1 protein-coding gene is annotated in these 575 nt (G+C 64.3%); it reads right to left on the reverse strand.

The window, feature by feature from the left end; translation table 11 throughout:
- Nucleotides 1–7 precede the first annotated feature (7 nt).
- Nucleotides 8–307 carry a hypothetical protein gene (locus RFM41_RS34120; protein ID WP_320253526.1) on the reverse strand — a complete coding sequence of 100 codons (300 nt, stop codon included), beginning with the start codon at nucleotides 305–307 and terminating at the stop codon, nucleotides 8–10.
- Nucleotides 308–575 lie beyond the last annotated feature (268 nt).

Below are 575 nucleotides of genomic sequence, written 5' to 3' on the forward strand. Positions count from 1 at the left end.
CGCCGCATCAGGTCACGCCGCGGCAGAAGGTGGAAACGCGTTCAACTCGATTGTCGAGCGGACGCACCGCGAGCCGCAGGCTAGCGAAGCTTCCTCCAGCCGCGTCGCAGGCCGCGGTGACGATACCCCGCAGGACCGGTCCGCGCGCGTCCCCGTTGGTCAACCACGACTTTTCGCTTCCGCATTGCGCGGAACGGGCATGGCGCGGCGCCGTTTTCCTTTGGCGCGAGAAGGTGAAGAAGGCCAGGAAGAAAGCCAGGAAGAAAGCGCGCTGCGTTCTGACGGTGAGCCGGAACGCGGTGATCATGCAAGCGAAAGTTCTTACGCTCCGGTCCTGTCGCATCGACAAACCACGTCCGATAGGAACGCAGGGCCAGGAGAGCGACGTGCCGACGATGGCGTAGAAACCAACATCCGTCTTGGAAGCGAGCAGCGGTCTCATGGGGAAGGACGGCAAGCGATTGCTTCGCGTTCCGATGCCGGATCGCGGCGCAGAGATGGCGTCACCGAAAGCTCACACACCTCCGCCCCGTCGCATGGTCGAAACCCATCCGGCGTGGAGGCCAGGCCGCCAC

Source organism: Mesorhizobium vachelliae, from assembly GCF_033977325.1.
Taxonomy (GTDB): domain Bacteria; phylum Pseudomonadota; class Alphaproteobacteria; order Rhizobiales; family Rhizobiaceae; genus Mesorhizobium; species Mesorhizobium vachelliae.